This is a genomic window from uncultured Bacteroides sp. (genome assembly GCF_905207245.1).
Lineage (GTDB): Bacteria > Bacteroidota > Bacteroidia > Bacteroidales > Bacteroidaceae > Bacteroides.
On record NZ_CAJLKP010000020.1, the window covers coordinates 57,446 to 73,315 of the forward strand.

Below are 15,870 nucleotides of genomic sequence, written 5' to 3' on the forward strand. Positions count from 1 at the left end.
ATCAACAAATAGCATTTACATACAATTTACCACAGGATGTAAAAGCATTTACCGCCGTATGTAACGCTCTTTACCTCGGCATGTAACGGTCTTTACCTCGGTATGTAACGACCTTTACCCCGGCGTGTAAATGGAGTTATCATTTGGGGTAAACAAAATTCCCACGGGAGGAAACAACCGTACCCATAAGGCTATGTCATATCCGTTGACAGTAAACAAACCCATTTCACTTCCTGAGATAAAAAATCCGTCTCACAAGATGAATAATTTCATCCTACGAGACGGATATTCCCATCTCACGAGGCTAAACGGTTCGTCTCGTGAGAGCATATTTCTTTCTTAATCTTTCAGTTCATCCCATGCTCTTTTATATCCTTCCGTCAGCTCCTGCATTACCTCAGCAACCGTCTGTATCTGTCTGCCATAAAGCAATGCTGATGCCTGCCCTATCTCCAACTCACCTTCTTCAAGGTCTCCATAAAAGATACCTTTCTTGGCACGCCCATGCGCCAGGAGAATACGAAGTTCATCCTGGGTTGCTCCCACCGCTTCAGCAGCTTCCACTGCATCGCGGAAATTGCTTCTTGCCAGACGTACCGGAGCAAGTTTTTTTAGCAATAACCTGGTATCACCCTCTTGCAAACGCAGGCAGTAGTCCTTGAAATATTCGTGGGCGGAACTTTCCTGTGTCAACGCAAAGCGCGTACCTATTTGTACACCTTCCGCTCCCAACACTCGGGCGGCAAGCATGGCTTCGCCCGTGGCAATCCCTCCGGCAGCAATCAACGGTAAAGTAGTGGCTGCACGTACGGCAGGTATCAGGCACAAAGTGGTAGTTTCTTCCCTTCCGTTGTGTCCGCCGGCTTCAAAGCCCTCAGCCACAACAGCATCAACACCCGCCTCTTCGGCCTTCATCGCAAAGCGGGAAGAACTGACCACATGTACCACTGTCACACCTCTTTCTTTCAGCCATCCGGTCCATTTGGCAGGACTTCCGGCAGAGGTAAATACTATATTGACTCCCTCATCCACTATTATCTGCATGATTTCTTCAATCTGCGGATACATCAACGGAACATTAACCCCAAAAGCATGATGTGTAGCGGCACGACATTTGCGGATATGTTCGCATAAAGTCTCAGGATGCATCGAACCTGCTCCAAGCAAACCCAGTCCACCCGCATTACTCACCGCCGACGCCAGGCGCCAGCCACTACACCAAACCATACCACCTTGGATTATTGGATATTTTATTCCGAAAAGGGAAGTAATTCTGTTCATAGTTTCCTTCGTTTAGGCATTATTAAGGAAGAAACAAGAAAAAAGGACGAAAGGTTCGGAAAAAAAGGCGATATGTCATAAAAACTGCACCCGGAAATACGAATATACAACATACGCATAACCGGGTGCACAAATAATACAAATGAAGATTAAACAATAATCCCTATAATAAACACATCTTTTCCTTAATTACTAATTGCCTTGACCGGAGCTTTTATCAGCACTGTGGCAGAGTCTCCATATGCCCGCAAAACTTCCAACGTGCGAGCCCGGCGCTTACGCCCCTTGACATTCCAGAATTCCTTTGTAAAAGGCGCCATGAAATCTAATCCGCCTATACCTCCGCCACTGGCACCCTGCCAACTACCTACTGCCATATTATTCGCCCGTTCCGTAACCCGGTAACGCATTCCGGTTGCCTCTATCTCAGCTACACTTTTGCGTATGCCTTTATCAAAAGGACGTTTTGCCCAGTCAGAGTAAATCTTAAGTACCGTAAGCTCATAAAAAGGATCGTCCCGCCACGTATTCTTATCTATTTTAATTTTCTTCTGATACACCGGATCCCAGTTGTACTTTGTATTTGCCGTATAAGGGCGCAGGGTAAGGACAACTTTCTTCTTCGGCGTATTGGGTATCTCGGGTAGTGTTGTGTTGAAATCCAGCCATTTTTTTTCCGTCGACATCTGTTGTGTACCTATGGGCTGATCCACTCCCAGCTCTTTCAGTACCTCCGGATTCAACTTCATCTCCCCCTCTCCGTCCAGCAGGCGGCGCAATCGCAGAGAGTCCTGAGGTGTCCAGTTCTGAGCGCAAAGGGGAAGGACTACTGCAAAAAGCAGTCCGATTATAGTGCAATATTTTCTCATTAATTTATTTTCTTACCACCACATATATCCGCTTCCACAAAGCGGTTCATCGTAACAGGGGTCTATGGTCCACATCGTGCGGGGATATTTACGGCTCTCCCACCAGCGGCGGTAACGGGCAGCAGCATCCAGCACTTCGTCATCGGATAAAAAGTAAATGCCCTCATAATTTTCTGCATCCGCATGTACCATCTTACAGCCCATCGAGGCATTCTGTCCCAGACGGATGGTTTCCACTGTCCACAAGATGCACTCGCCTAAGCGGAGTTTACCTCCTGCGGAGTAAGAGACCGGTGCCAACGGGAAAGAAGGAATGACCGTCAAATCTTCGACATACTTCAACAAACCTTCTATGTCGTTAACGGTAAACCGGGGCACAGTGTTCAAACCTTCCGGACTTTCTACTGAATACTTCCCTCCTTTCAACTGCTTGACAAACAAATCCACATCAGGATTATTATAATCCAGCGTCTCTTCGGTGCATGACACAAAAGAAAGAGAAAAACAAAAGAGCAACGCCAACAAGGCAGCGCGATATGAGCGGATATTGATTCGTCCGCCAGCGAGTATAGTATTTAGAGATAGAGTTCTCATTGTTATATTATATTAAGGTTAATATGTCATACGAACACCGCAGAGCAGGTTAAGGTTCGTGGGACGTTCGGTATACAGCGTTTTTGTCTGCGAATCCGTATCGAAATGATGAGATACCGTAGGTTCGGCAAACAAGGCTATCCGGTCGTTAAGTTTATAACGGACGCCCAGACCGGCTGCAACAGAAAGTTGTATGGGTTCTGCACCGAAGCCGTTATCTCCTGCCCCGGCTATGCACTTCTCGACAGCACCACCCAACGTAGCATAGAAATCGACTTTGGAACTGCTTGCCAGCATTGCATTCAGTTTCACCGGAACAGCCAATGTATGTATGGTATGATCTGCATCCAGACGATTGTATTGCAAACCTGCCTCAAGGGAGAAATGTTTATTCAGACGACGTTCTGCAGACAGGTTGGCAGTGAACGGCATTCCGAAATCACCCTTTGGTAATGATGTACCGACTCCGGCTTTGAAAGCCCAATTATGTTTTCTACCGGCAGCATCCGCACTTGCCAGTGCAGCGCCTTTCCGTTTGGAACGTACGTTGGAGTTAGTGTTGGGAGTCGTATTTGCAGGATCAGTCGTTACATGGTAATCATTTCCATTCTGCGTTGAAGCATTCTGCCCATACATGCCATTTCCGCCCTGCTGGTGATTATTGCCGTATACACGCTGTGTAATCGTAATGGAAACAGTGACAGATACGGATTCATCTTCTTCATCGTTCGAAGCAAGCACTGTAGCAGATGAAGATTGTCCCGGATATTTGTGACCGGGCTTCTGTGCCGTTGGGTTGGCATCATGAATAGAAGGGAATTTCTCCTGCACCACGTCTCCGTTCAGGCTGCCTTCCGGTGTCAGGGTAGCGACCTTTGTAAATGCTTCCTGTATTTCTTCTTTCGGAGAGAAATACCAGAATGCAGCAGAAGCAGCTCCCAGCATCAATACTACAGAAGCGGCCGCAGCCACCCGGTAGAACCGTGGAGTAAGGACGAAACTCTTTTGTTTTTGCCCGGATAAGTTGGCAGCCTGTCCGGAAGCAACAACTGCAGAAGCATCTGTCGCATCGGCTCCGGCTTTCAAAAGGTCGCTTTGCAGTTCCTCCCAAAAGCCATCCCGTACTGTCATCTCTGCACCAGCGAGGCGACTGCGGAACAAACCGGTTATTTCATTATTTCCTTTCATACTCTGTATATTCTTTAATTCTTTTTGCTAACAAATTCTTGGCGCGATGCAACTGCGAGGTGGACGAATGTACCTTAATCCCAAGCATTTCCGCTATTTCCTTGTGCGATTTCTCTTCAAACACATACAAGTTGAAAACGGTTCGGCATCCATCAGGCAATTCTGCTACAAATGCCATTAATTGCTCTTCGGAGAGGCGGTCGCCATTGTCGGCTATACTTGCTTCGTCGGGCAGGTCGGGCAATTGTTCTTCGTTTATCACCAGTTGGGTGATGCGCTTCTGCCTTCGCAGATAATCTATTGCCTGTGTCACCATTACTCTTGTCACCCACGTTGCCAGTGCACATTCGCCCCGGAAAGTGAAATGGGTGAAGATTTTGATAAACCCATCGTGCAGTACGTCATGCGCCGCATCCACATCGCCCGTATAGCGGTAACATACCGCGAGCATCTGCTTGGCATAAAGAGTGTACAGTTCCTTACGAGCAGAATCTTTCCCTGCCCGGCAGCCCTCTATCAGTTCTATATCATTTTCCAATGTCAGTGCTCGTTTTTACGGACGCCTCTTCGCGTCATTTGTTAGTTAGACGCAGCTTTCCGTAGAATGCTGCAATGTTATCTCTAAAAAGAAGTTAAAGAACGGAGATTATTTATCACCTCCAGCCTTTAATCGCAGACTTTATCTTATCTATATTTCCCATAACCGTTTATTTAGCTCCATATCTCTGTTCAATAGCTTGGATCATCTTATCAATCTCTTGCTCCACATTTTTTTTGTATCTGGAATGGAAATACTCCATAGGCGTTCTCATAAAATTGCGTACCGTTTTATCCGAAAGATATATTTCCCACATTTCATAGCCGCCCTCCAACAACGAGTTAAACTGCTCGTCGGTGAGTGACAGATGGAAAGGGTTAACAGCCTGCCCCTTCATGTCATAATATTCGGTTATGAGGGTCCTAAAACTTTCCAACGTCTCGTAAACCTCAATTAACGACAACAGAAATTCCTTATCTGATATCTTCTGCATCAACATCGAATTTTTCAGCAAGTCCATCGCATTCCGGCGACAAGAGAAAACACGAAAATGCCCCAAAACAAAACCAAATTGCCTTAACGAGTCTTCGGGTATCATCCGGAACTTCATATCATGTTCCATAAGGAGAGTAGAAATACGTTTATCCTTATTAAATTCCGACATAACATCTTCAAACTGATCCCGATTGCTTTTCAGTTCATCCCTAATCAGCAGCATAGTAGATTTAATATCTTTCTGCTCTGAACAACGGGTAACCAGTTCACTGCCAACAAAGGTTATCAGCACACCGATCACCACAATAGAAGTTTGCCGTATATACTCGCCAGGCTTCCAATTCCTGATAGTAGTTTTAACCTTATTCCAATCTATCTTTCCCATACTTTTTAAATGTACCAGAAGTAAAAAGCCTCCCATAAAGATTGAAACTTATGAGAGGCTTCCTGCTATTTCCTAAATACGGCTTTCCGCCTTTGTCAACATGCTTTAAAACTCATATCCAGTCCTTTCACGGAATGGGTCAGAGCACCTACAGAAATAAAGTCCACACCACATTCGGCATAATCGCGCAGTGTATCGAACGTTATGCCGCCGGAAGACTCGGTTTCGTAACGGCCTGCTACCATATCCACAGCTTTCTTTGTCATTTCGGGCGTGAAGTTGTCGAACATGATTCGGTCTACACCGCCGAGGTCGAGTACCTGCTGCAACTCGTCGAAGTTACGTACTTCAATCTCTATCTTGAGGTTTTTACCTTTTTCCTTGCAATATTCCTTGGCGCGATTGATAGCCTTGTCGATGCCTCCGGCAAAATCCACATGATTATCTTTCAGCAAAATCATGTCGAACAGTCCGATACGATGGTTCACACCACCGCCAATCTTTACAGCCATCTTCTCAAGAATACGCATACCTGGAGTAGTCTTACGGGTATCGAGCACACGCGTATTCGTACCTTTCAGTTTCTCGGCATATCTGTGTGTCATAGTGGCAATGCCACTCATACGCTGCATGATGTTCAGCATCAGGCGCTCCGTCTGTAACAGAGACTGCACTTTGCCTTCCACCACCATAGCCACGTCACCCGGTTTCACTTCTGCCCCGTCATTGATGAAGACTTCTACCTTCATAGTAGGGTCGAAACGACGGAACACTTCTTTGGCAACTTCGATACCGGCCAAGATGCCCGGCTCTTTTATCAAAAGTTTGGATTTCCCCATTGCCGTAGCGGGGATACACGAAAGGGTGGTATGGTCACCATCGCCTATGTCTTCCGCAAAGGCGAGGTCTATCAGCCTGTCAATCAATTCTTCTTCCTTATTCATTCGTCTTATCTATTCTTATTTGATGTATGACATATTTATTCTGTACCTTTCTAAAGAAACAATTCACCCGAAAGTTTCCGTTCTTAGTCACCAAAGTACCGATAATGAAACTCGACTCATCACGCTTTCCCTGGTGATTCACGTCAAAACTGCTGACTTTGTTAGCGTCAAAGAAACCGGCCATAGTTTCTTCCGCCGTTTTCTTGTTAGCATTCGTCGAGCGATTTTGAATAATCAAATCCACTTTATCACCCAGATACCTGTTTAGTTCCTGAGAGTTTCCTTTCTTGAAAGCCACAATCGCCCCTGCAGGCACGTCCTGCGCAGAGAGCGAAGACATCCACACGAAGAGACAGGTCAACAGCAAAACTACTCGCTTTTTCATAATCACAAGTATTAATGATACGCAAAGGTAAGCATTTACTGTAAAATACAATAAAAAAGTACTAATTTTGTGCACGAATCATAACTAAAGCCGCATGAAAACAACCCTACTCGTCGTTGGAAGAACCGTAGAACAACACTTTATCACTGCCATTAATGACTATGTGCAGCGCACCAAACGCTACCTGTCATTCGATATGGAAGTCATCCCGGAATTGAAGAATACCAAGAGCCTCTCTATGGAAGTTCAAAAAGAAAAAGAAGGGGAATTGATATGTAAGGCATTCCAGCCGGGCGACGTTATCGTATTGCTGGACGAAGGAGGAAAAGAAATGCGCTCCATAGAGTTTGCAGACTATATGAAGCGCAAGATGAATACCGTGAACAAACGGCTTGTATTCGTTATCGGAGGACCGTATGGTTTCTCACAAAAAGTATATCAGGCGGCGCACGAGAAGATGTCCCTTTCTAAAATGACCTTTTCACATCAGATGGTGCGGCTTATTTTCGTAGAACAATTATATCGGGCTATGAATATACTTAGCGGCGGGCCTTATCATCACGAATAGTATTTTAAGACCTCGACACCTGGAATCCAGCCCCTGAAAGCGACATTTCCACAAACCGCGCCCGCGGATTCGGCACATTCTGCATCAATATCTCCCTGATACGCAGTGCTGCCTGCGGATCTTTCGCCACCATATACAGATAACCGCCCCCACCGGCACCCGGAAGCTTATAACCCAGCGTATAATCTTTAATACGATTGATAATCGCTTCCACTGCCGGAGGATTTGTTCCGCAGTCCAATGCTTTGTTCTGCATCCAGGTTTTGCCAATCAGTGTACCGTAAGTTTCAAAATCATTTCTCTGAATGGCTTCCGCCATATCCAACGCATGCGCTTTCATATCTCCCAATATGCCTAGATGGACAGATGAATTAAGGAACATGGAACGCACAATTTCTGCCAGAATACCTTTGGCTGTACGGGTAATACCGGTATAGTACAGTAAATGGCAATCGCGATATTCAGGGTGCGTGAAGAGATGTTCGGGCAACCAGCGTATCAGTGGATTCTGCACAAACCCCGGCTCCGTCTGTAATAGTTTGATGCCTTGCAACACACCTCCATACTGGTCTTGCCAACCACCACCTGTTGTCAATAGCTGTTCCAGAGCAAGGGTGCGGCGGCATATTTCATTCTTGTCCCACGTCAGACCACAAAAATCGCTCAAAGAGCCTAATACGGTAGAAGCCAGTATCGAACTGGTTCCCAAACCCGAACCTGCGGGAATAGCGGACAATAAAGTAATCTCTATCCCTGTGCCGAATGCCTGCAATTGCTTTTCCAAAGAAGGATAAGCCACCTCCGAAAATGCCGGGCCAAAACCTGCCAGCGTCAATGCTGCCTTCGGAATAGAGAAAGGAGAACCAATCTTGCAATAGTCCTGCAATTCTTCAAAGTTGTTCACTACCTCCATTGCTCCCATATCGATGGAGCGCAATACAATATGGAAGTCCTTGCAAGGCTTCACATAAACCTGCAAAGGGGGCTGACCATTCAGTTCTATTGCCAAATTCACCACGTTTCCTCCGGCAAAGAGAGAATAGGGCGGAGTATCCGTCCAGCCACCGGCAGCATCTATGCGCACAGGGCTACGTCCCCATACAATCTGGTCGCCATATACATTCAGGTGCGGACGGCTTTTCCGTTCATATAAATCTGCAATCAGCCCCTCACGCAACAGACCGAAAGCCTCTCTTTCATCATTTTTAAAATCTCTTCCATTCAGCTTATCTATCTGTGCCCGAAGCATACGATTATGAATACGTTGCATCTGGGGAGCATCGGCTGGCAACACATCCGGCTTCTTCAATTCCAGATGATGAAAATCTTCTGCAACATCAGCTAAGTCCAACTGATAGAACACACTCTTCTCATAATTACGCGCCAATAACTCCCAATTATCTTTCCGGAAACTCTTTCTTTGTGCATATAAACGGCGCAAATCAGCTTGCGCTGAAATTTCATCGGCAGATAATCGCTGACTGTTCAGCCAGATTTCCCTGCCTTCTGCCAAATCCGGTTCCGAAACCATCCAACGGAGCACCTTTCCCATCTGTTCGACATCTGCTATTACCGGAAAAATCCCTGCTGCCTGCAAGTCATCTTTCCTTCCGGTTACATCGTCCGCAGTCAGTCCGCGCTCTGCCAGCCAAGTTGGAAAAGACAGCCCCAGAAACAAGGTCTTTTCATCCCGGATATCTCCTTTGAACACATCGTCAAAGCCATACGGACGAACCGCCCAACTTTCTTTTCCAAGAGGCACAACATCTACGCAGATTCCATCAGGAAGGCTTAGTGTCCAGTTGTTTTCCGGTATCCCGGTGATAATTTGCCGGGAACCGACAGTCCACGATGCTCCAACAAAGCTATTTTCAATCCAGAGATTATCATTCCTAGAGGAAAGGGATACACGAACTTCTGCATTTTGCACAAATATTGCAGGATTCGGCTTCACTTTGCGATGCATAATCTGACGCTGGTCATACACTTTATTCTGCAATGTAACGGTCGAAGAAAGCAATTCACGGCTCGTTCCGTAATGATAAAATTCGCCACCCGGCAACGGTAATATGGCGACAGAAAGTTTATTTAGTTCCTCGTCACTGATGCGCGGATGGTTTCCCAAAGATAAACCGAAGTCCGAATATAAATCATAGTACTTCAAGTCCGAATACGGAATGTTTTTGTCTGAGGCACCTTCTTCTTTTTGCGAACGTTTCATTAACAATTCCACCGCCCGGTCACTTAGCAGCCAGATACCTATATCCATCAGGAAGAGATGGGTCTTGGAAAGATTTTCCAGTTCTTGCAATGACGGTTTCTGGAGCATAAAGTCCAACGCCTCCGGATGTTTTCTATCAGAGACAAATACGCCATGGTGGGTAGCCAGCACCGGGTCCACCCACAGTCCGTAGCATACCACATCTGCATCCGGTATTTCCTGCAAAGGTTTCTCCGCACGTATATACACATCACCACTGGCTATCAGCGTACGTAAATTTTCCGGTGTCCGTTCCATGATTTTTTCATAGAGCGGAAGTTGAAGGGATAACAGATTCTGCCCCAGCTTCTGTCCGCGTGCCCAACGGAATACAGGTATCGGAGTCAGTATCTTGCCCGAAGGAGCATATCCCGGCAGACGACGACTTTGTCCGCCTGCATGCAGCAAAATACGTTTTTCTGTTGAATGTTCTGTCTTTTGGTTTCTATACCATTCCCGTAAAAGCCAAGTGGTTCCCCCACCCGACCCCAGTTTCATACCCACAGGATCAGATGTACAGAACCACTCTGTACGGTTTAAATTTTCCAGTTCATAGAATGCCGACACAAGATTAGGCGGCAAGGATAATAGTTTTTGCATCTCCGATTGCTATATTGCTTAATTGTTAGCTGCAAAATAAAGCAATCTTAAGCAAAATCCACAAAAACTTTCAATTATTTTGATGGTGAAGAAGGAAATATCTGCACTGAGGATTCCGCATCCTCCAACATAGATATGACTTGCTGCAATATTACAGGCATTTCGTGGGTGGTATTCTTAATCGCATCTATCTGATCCTTACCTTCACTCGTTAAAGAAAAATGCATCTGACGCTTATCTACCTTGCCAACAATGCGGGCAATCAATTTCTTTTCCTCTACAGATCGTATCAACTTGGAAGTATTGGAGTGGGTAAGCCCCAAAGCTTCCGCTATCTCTCCGGAAGCCAGACGGGGATGATCCAGAAGAGCACAGAGCAACATTCCCTCATTTAAAGAGAGGTTATATTGCAGCATAAACTGGGTTTCAAACTCGGCTATTGCCCGATAGATATCACGTATCTTACACAAGTCTTTCATATCATTCTATTTCTTATTCACCTAATAAAACAAATAACTATATGAAAAGGCTGACATTCGCTTTATCAGCCCGCTCCATATAAGTGGCAACACCACCGATAGTTACCTCATCCAGCAGCTCTTCCCGGCTTATACCCATCATATCCATAGACATCTGACAGGCTATAAATTCCACTCCCTGGGCAAGGGCCTGAGCACGAAGTGATTCCAAAGAATCCACACCTTTCCGCTTCATCAGGAAGCGCATCATCTTACTGCCCATGCCAAACATATTCATTTGAGACAACTTCAACCTCAACGAACTGGAAGGAAGCATCATGCCAAACATCTTGCCGAAAATATCTTTCTGTACTTTCGGTTTCTGTACTTTCTTCAAAACATTCAGCCCCCAGAAAGTAAAGAAGACCGTAACCTTCTGACCAGTCGCCGCAGCGCCATTTGCCAGTACAAAGGTAGCTAAAGCTTTGTCTAAATCATCACTAAACAGAATAAATGTCTTTCCTCTGCCCGAAGTTACACTTCCTGTTGACGGACAAACTGCTGCCGGGTCGCCTTTCTCTATCACCACCGTATGACGTCCTTTTTCTTCATAAATATCAATCAGTTGATTGCCTGTTGTATCACACCAGGCGGAAGCATCCCGCGCAAAACCGGCATCTGTAGCCACAATCTCCACTCGTTCGCCCGGCGCAAGGGTATCCATCGCTTTCTTAACCTGCATGATGGGGCCGGGGCATTGCAGACCGCAAGCATTTATCTTCAAAGTCTCCTTAGCAGGTGCAGAAACCACAGAAGCAGGATTAGGTTGTGATGCAACAGTCGGTTGTACGGCAGGAGTACTCTGCGAACTGATTTCCGCAGGAACAGGAACCGGAGCAACAGCAGCTGAATAAAGCTTATATCCTCCGGATAGATTACGCACATTTTTGTAACCACGCCCCATCAGGATACGTTGTGCAAGGTATCCACGCAATCCGACAGCACAAAACAAGACTACCGGCTTATCAGTGGGAATTTCCGCAATCCGACTTCGCATATCATCCAAAGGGATATTTACCGCTCCCGGAATCGTGCCGAAAGAATATTCTTCTGCCGTACGGGTATCCACCAGCATCACTTCATTCTTTTGTTCGACCAGCTCGCGCCAGGTAATGACAGGCATTGCACCGCTTATAATATTGGAAGCCACATATCCGGCAATGGCAATAGGGTCTTTGGCAGAAGAGAACGGAGGTGCATAAGTATGCTCTGTTTCCATCAGATCGTAAACCGTTCCACCCTGTTTGATAAGCCCGGCAATCTGATCGATGCGTTTATCCACCCCCTCATAGCCAATGCACTGCGCACCATACAACTTTCCTGTAGTAGGATGAAAAGTCAATTTCAAAGTCAGGGGAAGGGCATCCGGATAGTATCCTGCATGGGAAGCGGAATGCGTAACGGAACTTTGGTATTCCATATTCCATTGTTTCAGGCGTTTGGCAGCAAGTCCCGTAGAAGCAACTGTCATATCAAATACCTTAGCAATAGAAGTGCCAATGGCACCTTCATAAGAAACGGTATTGCCAAATACCATATTATCAGCTACAATACGTCCCTGACGATTAGCAGGGTTCGCCAGATAATTCAGCCACGATTTACCGGTCAGGGGATGCGGATATTCGATAGCATCACCTACGGCATAAATATCTTTTTCGGAAGTTTCCAGATATTCATCTACCCAGATACCGCCCGCCTCTCCTATTTTCAATCCGGCTTGTTTCGCCAATGCTGTTGCCGGACGTACTCCGATAGAGAGTAACACCATATCTGCAGGAATCGTCTTTCCACTTTTCAGAAAGACAGTGATACCTTGCTCTGTACGCTGAAAATGAGTAACGCCTTCTTCCAGATAGAGAGAGACGCCTTTCTGTATCAAATGCTGATGAACAGGAGCCGCCATGGAAAAGTCAATGGGTGCCATCACCTGATTACCCATCTCCACCACTGACACAGCAACTCCGGCATGGCGTAGATTTTCCGCCATTTCCAGACCGATAAAGCCTGCACCAACTACAACCGCACGTTTCACAGCATGTTCTGTGAGATAGGATTTTATATGATCGGTATCTTCGACATTGCGGAGAGTGAAAATCCCTTCGGAATCGATACCTTCTAATGGGGGGCGCACGGGTGTGGCTCCCGGTGACAGTAAAAGTTTATCGTAAGCTTCTTCATATTCGCGTCCATCGGTTGTACGAATGATAATTGTCTTATTCTGCGGATGAATGGCAATCACTTCATTTTCCACACGCACATCTACTCGGAAACGCTGACTGAAAGAAGCCGGTGTCTGCACCAACAATTTCTCACGCTCAGCAATGACGCCACCTATATAATAAGGTAAACCGCAATTGGCATACGATATATACTTGCCTTTCTCCAGTAAAAGGATATCAGACATCTCATCAATTCTCCTCAGACGGGCAGCAGCCGTAGCTCCTCCGGCAACTCCCCCAACAATCACATACTTCATATTTATTCTCTTTTTAGATTAAGAACAATACAAAGTTAGAAATTGTTTTCCGATTACTAATATTTTCCAAAGGAAATTATCATAATATACAGATTAGCAGTATCTGTTAGCACTCATTTAGGAGTATAAGAGAAAAGGAATTACCAGTTAAGCTCACTGAAACCGGCAACTGTATACCATTCGGTAGAGCGGTAAGCTTTATCTGCAAGATTATTAGAGGAGGTAGGGATATAGCAAGATACACCATTGGTATTTTCCATAGAGAACATCGCAACATAAGAAGAATAATTCATAGGGGTAGTATTCCAATACGCTACAGTAGCATCAAAAGCACGCTTCCATGTTGCATAAGCACTATCATCAGCAATTAGACGCATCATACCTAACAAATCATAGTAGCCTACATGACCGTCTTGATACCCGCCGGAACCTCCACGTTTGTCATAGTCAAAGACAGATGAGCGAAGTTGTGCCTTATCGGCTGCTTCAGGCAAGATTTGCTTCGTTATTTTTGCCAGATCACCCAACTGATCAGTTTTCAATGCACACACAGAAACCCCACCCGTCCAATTATTATTCGTAATACCGTTACCACTATCATATTTAGCAGCATAAGGTTCATAATAAGCTCTGGCTATATTTACTGCCGCATCTTCTGCGGAGAACATAGCAGGTATGACCTCATCATACGAGGCACCGGGTCCAGGAATTTCAGTTGGAGAACCAATGCAGTAGTCTGTGTAATCACGCAGTTCATAAGCAACCTCTACAGACTGCATAAAGCAAGCATCAAACAAGATAAAATCAAAACGAGGAGCAGTCTTCAATATTTCGGCAAACTCCGAAATGTTCATTCGATTATCAGTAGTATCCCCCTCTGTATCCTGCCCTACCCAGCGGGTATCGGCACGTAGCGGATAAGGAAGCCATCCGTCACCATGTGACCAGTAAACCAAACCATAACTATCAGCCTTATATTTTGAATTTGAAAAGACATCCGCAAATACTTCCTGAGTTTCAGCCACACCGACAGAATTGCGTTTTTCGTAAGTTTTTACCACTGTCTCCACTACTTTCCCATTTTCATTTTTCAGTTCAAGCAGACGAGGAGATGACTTACCCCGCACATCTATATAAACTAACACATGCACATTACTATCCTCAACCTCTGCCATACCTACTTTCATTTCTGCCAAATCCTGCGAAGCAAGACTAGAGAGAGAGTTATCCGCTGCGAGGTATACCAGCACGGTACGACTTCCATTAAGAGGCATTCCCGATTCAACAGTCACCTTGCAAGACACACTTTTTGCAGCATCTTCTGTAACTGCGATTATAGTTGCTTCTCCTGCCCGCAAAGCTGTAACTTTACCATCAGCACCAACCATTGCTATGCTCTCATTATTCGAGCTCCAAGTAACTTTTTTATTAGTTGCATCTTCTGGGGTGATAATCGCCTCTAAAGTTTCGCTTTCTCCTTCTACTAGCGAAAGCTCCTTCTCATTTAGTTCAACGCCTGTTACAGGAACCTCAGGTTCTACAACCCCATCGCCGCAAGTCACAATGCAAACATCATACTTCGCACCATCTTCCGTAATAACAGTTATAGTTACCCTTCCCGACTTCAAAGCAGTTACCTTGCCATTCACATCAACCGTAGCTACACTCGTATCACTCGATTTCCAGGTGACTTTTTTATTTGTAGCATTATCCGGCGTAATAGTAGCTATCAGAGTCTCACTTTTACCCTCTTTCAATGAAAGCTCACTCCGGTTCAACTCTATACCTGTTATAGCAATAACATCCGGTTCCCCATCGTTGTCACCACAGGAAACAAATAATACTGAGAAACAAATCCATAGAAGAAAATAAAGTTTAGTCCTCATGAGCTTAAGTGATAATTGATAAAAGCCTTATTTCACTAAGGCAGTAAAGACAAGTTATTCTTCCGGCTTCTTGAAGCGGAATGCTTCAGGGTCGACAGGCATCAACACTATTGTTTTGTTTTTCTTATATTTAGATTTTACTTTCGCAGCTTCCTTCTCCAACTTTTTCTTACTCTCAGAGAAATAAATCATGCAAGTATAATCCAGACACCTCAAATCATATTCCAGATAGTTCTTCAACTGATACGTGTATATATCACGCTTCGGCAGGAAACCATTCTTGTCCAGCTTCACACTGTCCAATGCTTGAATATCGGTAAAGTACACCACTGTATCATTGAAAGAGGCAGCAACGCCAAATGCATACACAGCCTTTTCCTTATCCCCTTTTCCTTTTTTGAATGAGAATGCCGAGCATACCATGAAAACCAAAGCTACGGCAAAAAGTATACGAACGTATTTCATAATAATATAATATTTGCGCATTAAATTGCGGCAAAGATAACAAAAAAAACCGGCGGTCAAAGCATGACCTACCGGTTTTTAATTCTTTCTATTTGTCGGAAATTGATATTTCTTATTATCCCAAATAAGACTTGAGCAATTTACTACGATTACTTTGTCTTAATCTTCTAATTGCTTTTTCTTTAATCTGACGCACACGTTCACGGGTCAAGCCGAATTTGTCGCCGATTTCTTCTAATGTCATTTCTTGTTGTCCGATACCGAAAAACATCTGTATGATTTCTTTTTCCCTATCGGTTAACGTAGAAAGTGCTCTATCAATTTCCCTCGCAAGAGACTCGTTCACCAAAGAGCGATCCGCCATAGGAGAGTCGTCGTTTACCAACACATCCAGCAAGCTGTTGTCTTCTCCTTCTAC

At 45.1% G+C, this 15,870-nt stretch carries 15 protein-coding genes; 1 reads left to right on the forward strand and 14 read right to left on the reverse strand.

Translation table 11 applies throughout. The features are described 5' to 3' along the window. Window positions 1-339: 339 nt before the first annotated feature. The 8 genes from QZ135_RS08555 to QZ135_RS08590 all read right to left on the reverse strand — a co-directional run bounded on the left by QZ135_RS08555 (window position 340) and on the right by QZ135_RS08590 (window position 6,679). On the reverse strand, window positions 340-1,281 hold the full coding sequence (locus QZ135_RS08555; RefSeq protein WP_294607877.1) for a nitronate monooxygenase: 942 nt from the start codon (window positions 1,279-1,281) through the stop codon (window positions 340-342). Window positions 1,282-1,466: 185 nt separating this feature from the next. Continuing rightward, the gene (locus QZ135_RS08560; protein WP_294607879.1) at window positions 1,467-2,150 is read right to left on the reverse strand and encodes a DUF4858 domain-containing protein; all 684 of its coding nucleotides are present in this window, start codon (window positions 2,148-2,150) and stop codon (window positions 1,467-1,469) included. A 12-nt stretch (window positions 2,151-2,162) separates the two neighbouring features. Beyond that, a complete protein-coding gene (locus QZ135_RS08565; protein WP_294607882.1) occupies window positions 2,163-2,744 on the reverse strand; it encodes a DUF4943 family protein in 582 nt (193 codons plus the stop codon). An 18-nt stretch (window positions 2,745-2,762) separates the two neighbouring features. Next, complete coding sequence (locus QZ135_RS08570; protein WP_294607884.1) at window positions 2,763-3,932, reverse strand: outer membrane beta-barrel protein; 1,170 nt, start codon at window positions 3,930-3,932, stop codon at window positions 2,763-2,765. Further along, complete coding sequence (locus tag QZ135_RS08575) at window positions 3,919-4,470, reverse strand: sigma-70 family RNA polymerase sigma factor (protein ID WP_294607887.1); 552 nt, start codon at window positions 4,468-4,470, stop codon at window positions 3,919-3,921. The genes QZ135_RS08570 and QZ135_RS08575 overlap by 14 nt, the downstream gene beginning before the upstream one ends. A gap of 169 nt (window positions 4,471-4,639) precedes the next feature. Beyond that, a complete protein-coding gene (locus tag QZ135_RS08580) occupies window positions 4,640-5,350 on the reverse strand; it encodes a hypothetical protein (protein ID WP_294607889.1) in 711 nt (236 codons plus the stop codon). Between the two features lie 95 nt (window positions 5,351-5,445). Next, the gene (nadC, locus tag QZ135_RS08585) at window positions 5,446-6,294 is read right to left on the reverse strand and encodes a carboxylating nicotinate-nucleotide diphosphorylase (protein ID WP_294607892.1); all 849 of its coding nucleotides are present in this window, start codon (window positions 6,292-6,294) and stop codon (window positions 5,446-5,448) included. Further along, window positions 6,287-6,679, reverse strand: a complete 393-nt coding sequence (locus tag QZ135_RS08590; protein ID WP_294607895.1) for a DUF4783 domain-containing protein — start codon at window positions 6,677-6,679, stop codon at window positions 6,287-6,289. Before QZ135_RS08590 ends, nadC begins: the two co-directional genes overlap by 8 nt. Window positions 6,680-6,773: 94 nt before the next feature. On the opposite strand from QZ135_RS08590, the gene rlmH reads away from it, so the two are divergent. Beyond that, the gene (gene rlmH / locus QZ135_RS08595) at window positions 6,774-7,247 is read left to right on the forward strand and encodes a 23S rRNA (pseudouridine(1915)-N(3))-methyltransferase RlmH (RefSeq protein ID WP_294607897.1); all 474 of its coding nucleotides are present in this window, start codon (window positions 6,774-6,776) and stop codon (window positions 7,245-7,247) included. Window positions 7,248-7,251: 4 nt separating this feature from the next. On the opposite strand, the gene QZ135_RS08600 is transcribed toward rlmH, so the two are convergent. The 6 genes from QZ135_RS08600 to QZ135_RS08625 all read right to left on the reverse strand — a co-directional run. Further along, window positions 7,252-10,107: a bifunctional fucokinase/fucose-1-phosphate guanylyltransferase gene (locus QZ135_RS08600; protein ID WP_294607901.1), complete on the reverse strand. Its 2,856-nt coding sequence runs from the start codon at window positions 10,105-10,107 to the stop codon at window positions 7,252-7,254. Window positions 10,108-10,181: 74 nt separating this feature from the next. Then, on the reverse strand, window positions 10,182-10,586 hold the full coding sequence (locus QZ135_RS08605) for a MarR family transcriptional regulator (protein WP_294607904.1): 405 nt from the start codon (window positions 10,584-10,586) through the stop codon (window positions 10,182-10,184). Between the two features lie 37 nt (window positions 10,587-10,623). After that, window positions 10,624-13,101: an FAD-dependent oxidoreductase gene (locus QZ135_RS08610; protein WP_294607906.1), complete on the reverse strand. Its 2,478-nt coding sequence runs from the start codon at window positions 13,099-13,101 to the stop codon at window positions 10,624-10,626. A 140-nt stretch (window positions 13,102-13,241) separates the two neighbouring features. After that, window positions 13,242-14,987: a clostripain-related cysteine peptidase gene (locus QZ135_RS08615; RefSeq protein WP_294607908.1), complete on the reverse strand. Its 1,746-nt coding sequence runs from the start codon at window positions 14,985-14,987 to the stop codon at window positions 13,242-13,244. 54 nt (window positions 14,988-15,041) lie between these two features. After that, window positions 15,042-15,452, reverse strand: a complete 411-nt coding sequence (locus QZ135_RS08620) for a hypothetical protein (protein WP_294607911.1) — start codon at window positions 15,450-15,452, stop codon at window positions 15,042-15,044. A 115-nt stretch (window positions 15,453-15,567) separates the two neighbouring features. Next, on the reverse strand, window positions 15,568-15,870 hold a 303-nt coding region (locus tag QZ135_RS08625), incomplete at its 5' end, for a sigma-70 family RNA polymerase sigma factor (protein WP_294607913.1).

Bases quoted from the DNA above. Each gene is read 5' to 3' on its own strand.
- QZ135_RS08555 (WP_294607877.1), bottom strand. From the start codon at position 1,281: ATGAACAGAATTACTTCCCTTTTCGGAATAAAATATCCAATAATCCAA.
- QZ135_RS08560 (WP_294607879.1), bottom strand. From the start codon at position 2,150: ATGAGAAAATATTGCACTATAATCGGACTGCTTTTTGCAGTAGTCCTT.
- QZ135_RS08565 (WP_294607882.1), bottom strand. From the start codon at position 2,744: ATGAGAACTCTATCTCTAAATACTATACTCGCTGGCGGACGAATCAAT.
- QZ135_RS08570 (WP_294607884.1), bottom strand. From the start codon at position 3,932: ATGAAAGGAAATAATGAAATAACCGGTTTGTTCCGCAGTCGCCTCGCT.
- QZ135_RS08580 (WP_294607889.1), bottom strand. From the start codon at position 5,350: ATGGGAAAGATAGATTGGAATAAGGTTAAAACTACTATCAGGAATTGG.
- nadC (WP_294607892.1), bottom strand. From the start codon at position 6,294: ATGAATAAGGAAGAAGAATTGATTGACAGGCTGATAGACCTCGCCTTT.
- QZ135_RS08590 (WP_294607895.1), bottom strand. From the start codon at position 6,679: ATGAAAAAGCGAGTAGTTTTGCTGTTGACCTGTCTCTTCGTGTGGATG.
- rlmH (WP_294607897.1), top strand. From the start codon at position 6,774: ATGAAAACAACCCTACTCGTCGTTGGAAGAACCGTAGAACAACACTTT.
- QZ135_RS08600 (WP_294607901.1), bottom strand. From the start codon at position 10,107: ATGCAAAAACTATTATCCTTGCCGCCTAATCTTGTGTCGGCATTCTAT.
- QZ135_RS08605 (WP_294607904.1), bottom strand. From the start codon at position 10,586: ATGAAAGACTTGTGTAAGATACGTGATATCTATCGGGCAATAGCCGAG.
- QZ135_RS08610 (WP_294607906.1), bottom strand. From the start codon at position 13,101: ATGAAGTATGTGATTGTTGGGGGAGTTGCCGGAGGAGCTACGGCTGCT.
- QZ135_RS08615 (WP_294607908.1), bottom strand. From the start codon at position 14,987: ATGAGGACTAAACTTTATTTTCTTCTATGGATTTGTTTCTCAGTATTA.
- QZ135_RS08620 (WP_294607911.1), bottom strand. From the start codon at position 15,452: ATGAAATACGTTCGTATACTTTTTGCCGTAGCTTTGGTTTTCATGGTA.